This is a genomic window from Candidatus Streptomyces philanthi, assembly GCF_059553635.1.
In genome coordinates this window covers 1-8,839 of record NZ_JCANQV010000251.1, presented here as the reverse complement: position 1 = coordinate 8,839, position 8,839 = coordinate 1, and the positions used below count along the sequence as shown (strand labels likewise).

9 protein-coding genes are annotated in these 8,839 nt (G+C 73.2%); 6 read left to right on the top strand and 3 right to left on the bottom strand.

Annotated elements, in window-relative coordinates; all coding sequences use genetic code 11:
- Positions 1-304: PH domain-containing protein (locus AC51EU_RS23410; protein ID WP_496269017.1), on the bottom strand; the 304-nt coding region annotated here is incomplete at its 3' end.
- A 305-nt stretch (positions 305-609) separates the two neighbouring features.
- Between AC51EU_RS23410 and deoC the strand changes: the two genes are divergently transcribed.
- From deoC to AC51EU_RS23395, 3 genes are read left to right on the top strand one after another with little or no spacing between them, the layout of a single operon-like run.
- Complete coding sequence (gene deoC, locus AC51EU_RS23405; RefSeq protein WP_496269016.1) at positions 610-1,605, top strand: deoxyribose-phosphate aldolase; 996 nt, start codon at positions 610-612, stop codon at positions 1,603-1,605.
- 8 nt (positions 1,606-1,613) lie between these two features.
- Positions 1,614-3,068: an aldehyde dehydrogenase family protein gene (locus tag AC51EU_RS23400; protein WP_496269015.1), complete on the top strand. Its 1,455-nt coding sequence runs from the start codon at positions 1,614-1,616 to the stop codon at positions 3,066-3,068.
- Complete coding sequence (locus AC51EU_RS23395; protein ID WP_496269014.1) at positions 3,065-3,928, top strand: aldehyde dehydrogenase family protein; 864 nt, start codon at positions 3,065-3,067, stop codon at positions 3,926-3,928. The genes AC51EU_RS23400 and AC51EU_RS23395 overlap by 4 nt, the downstream gene beginning before the upstream one ends.
- Positions 3,929-3,989: 61 nt before the next feature.
- On the opposite strand, the gene AC51EU_RS23390 is transcribed toward AC51EU_RS23395, so the two are convergent.
- A complete protein-coding gene (locus AC51EU_RS23390; RefSeq protein ID WP_496269013.1) occupies positions 3,990-4,373 on the bottom strand; it encodes a hypothetical protein in 384 nt (127 codons plus the stop codon).
- A gap of 169 nt (positions 4,374-4,542) precedes the next feature.
- Between AC51EU_RS23390 and AC51EU_RS23385 the strand changes: the two genes are divergently transcribed.
- Entirely contained in the window at positions 4,543-5,199 is a 657-nt protein-coding gene (locus tag AC51EU_RS23385; protein ID WP_496269012.1) for a uridine kinase family protein, read from the top strand.
- A 188-nt stretch (positions 5,200-5,387) separates the two neighbouring features.
- Here the strand turns inward: AC51EU_RS23385 and AC51EU_RS23380 are convergent, their stop codons facing one another.
- Positions 5,388-6,233 (bottom strand): SigE family RNA polymerase sigma factor, encoded by an 846-nt coding sequence (locus AC51EU_RS23380; protein ID WP_496269011.1) that lies wholly within the window; start codon positions 6,231-6,233, stop codon positions 5,388-5,390.
- Positions 6,234-6,489: 256 nt separating this feature from the next.
- Here AC51EU_RS23380 and afsQ1 point away from each other — a divergent pair, with 256 nt between their 5' ends.
- The gene (afsQ1, locus tag AC51EU_RS23375) at positions 6,490-7,167 is read left to right on the top strand and encodes a two-component system response regulator AfsQ1 (RefSeq protein ID WP_496269010.1); all 678 of its coding nucleotides are present in this window, start codon (positions 6,490-6,492) and stop codon (positions 7,165-7,167) included.
- Positions 7,164-8,839, top strand: a 1,676-nt coding sequence (locus AC51EU_RS23370) for an ATP-binding protein (protein ID WP_496269009.1), incomplete at its 3' end; no start/stop codon positions are given. The genes afsQ1 and AC51EU_RS23370, both read left to right, overlap by 4 nt.

Genomic DNA, 8,839 nt, shown 5'->3' with positions numbered 1-8,839 from the left:
TGAAGGTGGCGCGCAGGTCCTCCACCGCCGCCCAGGGCAGGGTGATCGTGCGGAACGGGTTGCGGACCAGCAGCCGGTCGTCACCGGCCCGTACCTGCGGGCGCAGGGTGTACGCGGTCACCAGCGGCACCAGGAGCAGCAGCGCGAAGAGGGCGGTGAGCTTGGTGTGCGTGGCGCCCCGTACGAGCGCGTCGCCGCCGATCCACAGGGCGAGCAGGAGCAGCAGCGCCCCGCCGACCAGGGCGGCGGGCGAGCGGTAGCTGCGCTCCGCGTACTGCTGGGTGGACCGTTCCGGGCTCGTCATGCTGCCGATTCTGCCTGACCGTCCGGATGCCGGACATTGCGTTACGGCATCTTTCACGGGTGCCGGACCGGACGCGCGGGGCGTGCGCGCGGGGGCGGAGGCGCGGAGGTGGGGGCGGTGTGCCGGACGTGCCTCGGCGTTGTCGCCGGGGCCGGGCGTGCGCGCGGGCGCGCCCTGGAGGCTCGTCCCGGCGTGCGCGCGGGCGCGGCACGGGGCGGCAGGGGAACGCGGGCGCACCAACCGGATCAGGCCCCTCCCCAGGGGTGACATTGCGCTACGCGCGTAGATATGCTCCCCTCGTGACCATGCCCATCACAGTTCCCGCATACGGCAAGGAAGCCGCGGGGCGTCTGGCGTCAATGGCGGACGTGACCGCCGACGACGGCGCGCTGCGCCGCTTCCTCCACGGCCTGCCGGGCGTCGACGCGGTCGGCCTCCAGGCCCGCGCCGCCGGCCTCGGTACCCGCTCGGTCAAGACGACGGCGAAGGCGTACGCCATCGACCTCGCCATCTCGATGATCGACCTGACGACGCTCGAAGGGGCGGACACCCCCGGCAAGGTGCGGGCGCTGTGCGCCAAGGGCCTGCTGCCGGACCCCACCGACCGCACCACCCCCCGCGTGGCCGCGATCTGCGTCTACCCGGACATGGTCGCCACCGCCAAGGAGGCGCTCGGCGACTCCGGCGTCCATGTCGCCTCGGTCGCCACCGCCTTCCCCGCGGGCCGGGCCGCGCCGCCCGTCAAGCTGGCCGACACCCGGGACGCGGTCGCGGCGGGCGCCGACGAGATCGACATGGTCATCGACCGGGGCGCCTTCCTCTCCGGCCGCTACCACCAGGTCTTCGAGGAGATCCGCGCCGTCAAGGAGGCGTGCGCCCGCCCGGACGGCGGTGCCGCGCATCTGAAGGTCATCTTCGAGACCGGCGAGCTGCGGACGTACGACAACGTCCGCCGGGCCTCCTGGCTCGCGATGCTCGCCGGCGCCGACTTCATCAAGACCTCGACCGGCAAGGTGTCCGTCAACGCCACCCCGCCCGTCACCCTCCTCATGATGGAGGCGGTCCGCGACTTCCACGCCGCGACCGGTGTCCAGGTGGGCGTGAAGCCGGCCGGCGGCATCCGTACGACCAAGGACGCGATCAAGTACCTCGTGATGGTCAACGAGACGCTGGGCGAGGGGTGGCTGACCGCCGACTGGTTCCGCTTCGGCGCGTCCAGCCTGCTCAACGATCTGCTGATGCAGCGTCAGAAGCTCAGCACCGGCCACTACTCCGGCCCCGACTACGTCACGGTGGACTGAGGCAACCCATGACCTTCGATTACGCACCCGCCCCCGAGTCCCGTGCGGTCGTCGACATCGCCCCGTCCTACGGGCTGTTCATCGACGGCGAGTTCGCCCCGGGCGCGGACGGCAAGGTCCTCACGACCGTCTCGCCGTCCTCCGAGGAGGTCCTGTCCGAGGTGGCGCGGGCCACCGAGGCGGACGTGGACCGTGCCGTGCGGGCCGCCCGTGCGGCGTTCGGGACGTGGTCCGCGCTGCCGGGCTCCGAGCGCGCCAAGTACCTCTTCCGCATCGCGCGGATCATCCAGGAGCGCTCGCGCGAGCTGGCCGTCCTGGAGACCCTGGACAACGGCAAGCCGATCCGCGAGTCCCGTGACATGGACCTGCCGCAGGTCGCCGCGCATTTCTTCTACTACGCGGGCTGGGCCGACAAGCTGGCGTACGCGGGCCACGGCCCGAACCCGCGCCCCCTCGGCGTCGCGGGCCAGGTGATCCCCTGGAACTTCCCGCTGCTGATGCTGGCGTGGAAGGTCGCCCCGGCGCTGGCGGCCGGCAACACCGTCGTCCTCAAGCCCGCCGAGACCACACCGCTGTCCGCCCTGTTCTTCGCGGACATCTGCCGGCAGGCCGGCCTGCCCAAGGGCGTCGTCAACATCCTGACCGGTGACGGCTCCACGGGCGCCGCGCTGGTGGCGCACCCCGGCATCGACAAGGTGGCGTTCACCGGCTCCACCGAGGTCGGCAGGTCCATCGCCCGCACCGTCGCCGGTACGGACAAGAAGCTCACGCTGGAGCTGGGCGGCAAGGCCGCGAACATCGTCTTCGACGACGCGCCGCTCGACCAGGCCGTCGAGGGCATCGTCAACGGCATCTTCTTCAACCAGGGGCACGTCTGCTGCGCCGGCTCACGGCTGCTGGTCCAGGAGTCCGTGCACGACGAGGTGCTGGACGCCCTCAAGCGGCGGATGCGCACCCTGCGCGTCGGCGACCCGCTGGACAAGAACACCGACATCGGCGCGATCAACTCCGCCGAGCAGCTGGCCCGTATCACCGAGCTGGTGACGGCGGGCGAGGCCGAGGGCGCCGAGCGCTGGTCCCCGGAGTGCGCGCTGCCGTCGTCCGGCTACTGGTTCGCGCCGACGCTGTTCACCGGCGTCACCCAGGCGCACCGCGTCGCCCGTGAGGAGATCTTCGGCCCGGTGCTGTCCGTGCTGACCTTCCGTACGCCCGACGAGGCGGTGGCCAAGGCGAACAACACGCCGTACGGCCTGTCGGCGGGCGTGTGGACGGAGAAGGGTTCGCGGATGCTGTGGATGGCGGAGAAGCTCCGCGCGGGCGTCGTGTGGTCCAACACGTTCAACAGGTTCGACCCGGCCTCGCCGTTCGGCGGCTACAAGGAGTCCGGCTACGGCCGTGAGGGCGGCCGGCACGGCCTGGAGGCGTATCTCGCCCCGTCGGCCCCGAAGGGGAGTGCGAAGTGACCGCTGACCGGCTGAACGTCCTCAAGACGTACAAGCTCTACGTCGGGGGGAAGTTCCCCCGCTCCGAGAGCGGACGGGTGTACGAGGTGACCGACTCCCAGGGCCAGTGGCTGGCCAACGCCCCGCTCGCCTCCCGCAAGGACGCCCGCGACGCGGTGACCGCCGCGCGCAGGGCGTTCGCGGGCTGGTCGGGCGCCACCGCCTACAACCGGGGCCAGATCCTCTACCGGGTGGCGGAGATGCTTGAGGGCCGCCGCGAGCAGTTCGCCGCGGAGGTCGCGGCCGCCGAGGGGATCTCCTCCGCGGAGGCCGCCGCCCAGGTGGACGCGGCCGTCGACCGCTGGGTCTGGTACGCGGGCTGGTCCGACAAGGTCGCCCAGATCGCCGGCTCCGCCAACCCGGTCGCCGGGCCGTACTTCAACCTGTCGTCCCCCGAACCGACCGGTGTGGTGGCCGTCCTGGCGCCGCGGGACTCGTCGTTCCTCGGTCTGGTCTCGGTCCTCGCCCCCGTGATCGTCACCGGTAACACCGCCGTCGTGGCGGCGTCGGAGCGCGCCCCGCTCCCGGCGCTGTCCCTCGCCGAGGCGCTGGCGACCTCGGACCTCCCCGGCGGCGTCGTCAACCTCCTGTCGGGCCGTACGGCGGAGCTCGGCGCCCCGCTCGCCGCCCACCAGGACGTCAACGCCCTCGACCTGACGGGCGCCGACCTGGCGCTGGCGAAGGAGCTGGAGACCGCCGCGGCCGGCAACCTCAAGCGGGTGCGGCGCCCGGCGGCCGAGGACTGGAGTGCCGACCCGGGCACCGGCCGGCTGCTGGCCTTCCTGGAGACGAAGACGGTCTGGCACCCCCGGGGCATCTGACCGGAACACGACGCGACGGCGGGGCCCCTCCGGGAGAAGGGGCCCCGCCGTCGCGTACGTGTCAGCCGGCGAGCATTCCCGTCACCGCACCGGCCAGCGGCACGTCCCTGAGGGCGCCGCCGCGCGAGAGGGTGCCGGTGACCATCGTGGTGCTCACCGGCTTGAAGTCGCCGACCTGGGTGCCGACGCCGTTGTTCAGCGGGTCGGCCGCGGTCTTGGCCAGCGGGTCGAGCTGGAGGTTCGCGACCGGGTTGACGGCGCCCGCCACGGTGTACTTCAGCGCGCTGTTCACGCCGGTGAGGGCGCCGGAGAGGTTGTCGGACCCGGCCGCGTGCGACGGGACCGCGCCGGCGGCGAGCGCGGCACCGGCGGCGGACACCGTGAGACCTGCGCGGAGGAGCGGCCGCGGGAAGCGGCCGGAGCGGGTACGGGCGTGAGAGGCCATGCTGCCACCTGACGGGGTAACGGAACGCGGGACGGGGCGCGGCGGACCCGCCCCGGCACACGGAGGGACAGTAATCTTTCGACCGCACAGAGTAATCGACGGGCGGCGGCCGATCCAGCCCGTGCCGCGGGGGTAGCCCCGTCGGCCCAATGGCCGACAATGGGTGCCCGTGAGCCTTCCGCCCTCCTCCCGGCCGCCCGCCGCCCGCGTCGTCCTGCTGACCGGCCCGTCCGGCTCCGGCAAGACGTCCCTCGCCGCCCTGACCGGCCTGCCCGTGCTCAACCTCGACGACTTCTACAAGGACGGCACGGACCCGACGCTGCCGCGCCTCCCGGACGGCGGCGGCGCGGACTGGGACGCGCCGGGCTCCTGGGACGCCGACACGGCCGTCGCCGCGATCGAGTCGCTGTGCCGCGAGGGCCGCGCCGCGGTCCCGGTGTACGACATCGCGGCCAGCGCCCGCGCCGGCACCACCGCCCTCGACCTGGGCACCGCGCGGCTGTTCATCGCGGAGGGCATCTTCGCCGCCGATGTGATCGGCCGCTGCCGCGCGGCGGGCGTGCTGGCCGACGCGCTGTGCCTGCGCGGCCGCCCCACCACCACCTTCCGCCGCCGGCTGGCCCGGGACCTGCGCGAAGGCCGCAAGCCCGCCCCGTACCTCGTCCGTCGCGGGCTACGGCTGCTGCGCGCCGAACGCTCCATCGTGGCGCGGCACACCGCCCTCGGCGCGTACGCCTGCGCCCGGGACGAGGCACTGGCCCGGATAGCGGCGGCCCGCGCGGGCACCCCGCTCACGGCCGGGGCGCGGCAGGCCGTACGCCGCTGAGCGCACGGGCCGTACGCCCTGGGCAACACGAAAGGAGCGGGTACCGCGACCCCCCGGCCGCCGTACCCGCTCCGTTCCCCCGTGTCCCCCGTTGCCCGTGTCCCCCCTCGGGCGTGTCCCCGGTACCCCCCTCGGGCCCGTGGTCCGTGGTGCGGGAAGCTCCCGCGTCCCCCGTGTTCCCCCGTTCCTCAGGCCACGAGCTGGCCGAAGGACTCTTCCTGGTCACGGCCGAAGCTGAGGACCTCGTCCTCGCGCAGCCGGCGCAGGGAGCGCCAGATGCTCGACTTCACCGTGCCGACGCTGATGCTGAGGATGTCCGCGATCTCCGGGTCCGTACGGCCCTCGTAGTAGCGGAGCACCAGCATCGTGCGCTGGTTCTCGGGCAGCCGGGCGAGGGCCTGCCAGAGCACGGCGCGCAGCTCGGTGCCGCGCATCGCGTCGGTCTCGCCCACCGTCTCCGGCAGCTCCTCGGTCGGGTACTCGTTGAGCTTGCGGCGGCGCCAGGCGCTGATGTGCAGATTGGTCATGGTCCGCCGCAGGTAGCCGCCGAGCGCCGCCTTGTCGGTGATCCGGTCCCATGCCCGGTAGGTCGAGAACAGGGCGCTCTGCAGCAGGTCCTCGGCCTCGTGGCGGTCGCCGGTCAGGTGGTAGGCGGTGGCGTACAGGGAGGCGCGGCGCTCCTGGACGTAGGCGGTGAAGGCCGCTTCGGCCTCCCGCGACGCGGTGCGCCGGTCCCCCGTGTCCTCCCTGTACTCCGTACCGCCGCGGTGGACTCCCCCGTTTCCCCCGTGGGTTCCCCCGTGCCCCCCGTTTCCCCCGTCGGGCCCGTGGTGTGTGTCCACCGCGTCCAGGGCCACCATGTACGGCGGCCGCTGCCGCCCGGTGCCGCGAGCGCACCCCCGTCGGCCCCCGGCGGCACCGGACTTCTCCCCCGCGGTCTCGGCCGTGCCCGACCGCGGGCAGCTCGCGGCCCGTGCGACGTCGTGGAGGCGCGTGACAACAGCGCTGGTGGCGGTTGCGTGCAGTGTGGTCATCTCGCGCCCCCCGTCGGTTGAGCCTGGTTCTGTGCCCCGGGAGGGTGATCTCCGCGCCGTGGTGCGTGCCGTTCCGCGTGGTGATCTCTCCCGGTGCCGAAAAGACTGCCAACGCAGTTTCATCGCGTTGTCCGCCGACTGTCACAGCCGTGTCACAGGGGACGGGTGCGGCGTGGCGTGGGCCACGCACGGGTCGTTGGGTATGGGATGCCGCCGCCGGTCGATCCCGTCGCGGCCATGGGCCAGAATGGCGGGCGTGCCTTTCCTGTTGCTGATCGAGGACGACGACGCCATCCGCACGGCCCTCGAACTCTCGCTGTCGCGCCAGGGTCACCGTGTGGTGACCGCGGCGTCGGGCGAGGACGGCCTCCAGCTGCTGCGCGAGCAGCGCCCGGACCTGATCGTGCTGGATGTGATGCTGCCCGGCATCGACGGTTTCGAGGTCTGCCGGCGGATCCGGCGTACGGATCACCTGCCCATCATCCTGCTCACCGCGCGCAACGACGACATCGACGTCGTGGTGGGCCTGGAGTCCGGCGCGGACGACTATGTCGTCAAGCCGGTGCAGGGGCGGGTCCTGGACGCCCGGATCAGGGCCGTGCTGCGCCGCGGGGAACGGGAGTCCAGCGACTCCGCGACGTTCGGTTCCCTGGTGATCGACCGGTCGGCGATGACCGTCACCAAGAACGGCCAGGACCTGCAACTGACCCCCACCGAGCTGCGGTTGCTGCTGGAGCTGAGCCGCCGCCCCGGCCAGGCCCTGTCGCGGCAGCAGCTGCTGCGCCTGGTGTGGGAGCACGACTACCTGGGGGACTCGCGGCTGGTGGACGCGTGTGTGCAGCGGCTGCGCGCGAAGGTGGAGGACGTGCCGTCCTCGCCGACGCTGATCCGTACGGTCCGCGGTGTCGGCTACCGGCTGGACCCGCCGCAGTGACGGGACGCTCCGCCGCGCTCGGCACGAACGACGACGGCACGAGGGAAGAGGCGCCGCGCGGCCCGGAGGGCACCGGTGCGGCCGCGGCCGACCGGCCCGGCCGGCGGCTGGTCCGGCTGCTGCTGCGCATGTCGGGGCTGCTGCGGCTGACGAGCCTGCGGATGCGGCTGGTGTTCGTCTTCGCGCTGGTGGCGCTGACCGCCGCGGTCTCCGCGTCCGGCATCGCGTACTGGCTCAACCGCAACACGGTCCTCGACCGTACCCAGAACGCCGTCCTCAACGATTTCCGCAAGGCCCTCGACGAGCGCACCGCCTCGCTGCCGCCGCGGCCCCGGTGCGCCGAGCTCCAGGACGCCGCCCGGCAGATGGCGGCCGGCCCGCAGAACTACGCGGTCCTGCTGATCGCCCAGGACATCGACGGCAGGGACTGCACGGCCACCACGGACAAGAAGCTGCTGACCCCCGATGTGGTCCCGGAGTCGTTGCGCAAGGCCGTCAACACCGTCCGCCCGGTCGACGAGTCCAACCGCGCCCCGCACCACCTCTACTGGCAGCGCAAGCAGCTGGGCGACGTCCCCTACCTGGTGGCGGGCGCGAAGGTGAACGGCGGCGGCCCCACCGGCTACATCATCAAGTCGCTGGCCACGGAGCGGCAGGACCTCAACTCGCTGGCCTGGTCGCTGGGCATCGCCACGGCCCTCGCACTGGTCGGCTCGGCGCTGCTGGCGCAGGCCGCGGCGACCACGGTGCTGCGGCCGGTGCAGCGGCTGGGCCATGCCGCGCGGCAGCTCGGTGACGGCCGTCTCGACACCCGGCTGCGGGTGACCGGCTCGGACGAACTCGCCGACCTGTCACGGACGTTCAACAGGACGGCGGAGCGGCTGGAGCAGCGGGTGGCGGAGCTGAGCGCCCGCGAGGCGTCCTCCCGGCGGTTCGTCGCCGACATGTCCCACGAGCTGCGGACGCCGCTGACGGCGATCACCGCGGTGTCGGAGGTGCTGGAGGAGGAGGCCGACTCGCTGGACCCGATGATCGCCCCCGCCGTCCAGCTGGTGGTGAGCGAGACCCGCAGGCTCAACGACCTGGTGGAGAACCTGATGGAGGTCACCCGTTTCGACGCGGGGACCGCGCGCCTGGTGCTGGACGACGTCGACGTCGCCGACCAGGTGACCGCCTGCATCGACGCGCGGGCCTGGCTGGACGCCGTCGAACTGGACGCCGAGCGCGGCATCGTCGCCCGTCTCGACCCGCGTCGGCTGGACGTCATCCTCGCCAACCTCATCGGCAACGCCCTCAAGCACGGCGGCTCCCCGGTCCGGGTGTCCGTACGCACCGAGGACCCGCCGGAGGGCACGGAGGCGCCCGGGGGCGGCGAGCTGGTGATCCGGGTGCGCGACCACGGTCCGGGCATCCCGGAGGAGGTGCTGCCGCACGTGTTCGACCGCTTCTACAAGGCAAGCGCGTCCCGGCCCCGCTCCGAGGGCAGCGGCCTCGGCCTGTCGATCGCGATGGAGAACGCGCACATCCACGGCGGCGGGATCACCGCGGCCAATCTGCCCGAGGGCGGCGCCGTCTTCACCCTGCGCCTGCCCAGGGACGCCTCCCGGCTGACGGACGGCCCGGAGGACGGGGACGCCCCGGGCCGGGCGGCAGGGCGCGGCGGCGGCGAACG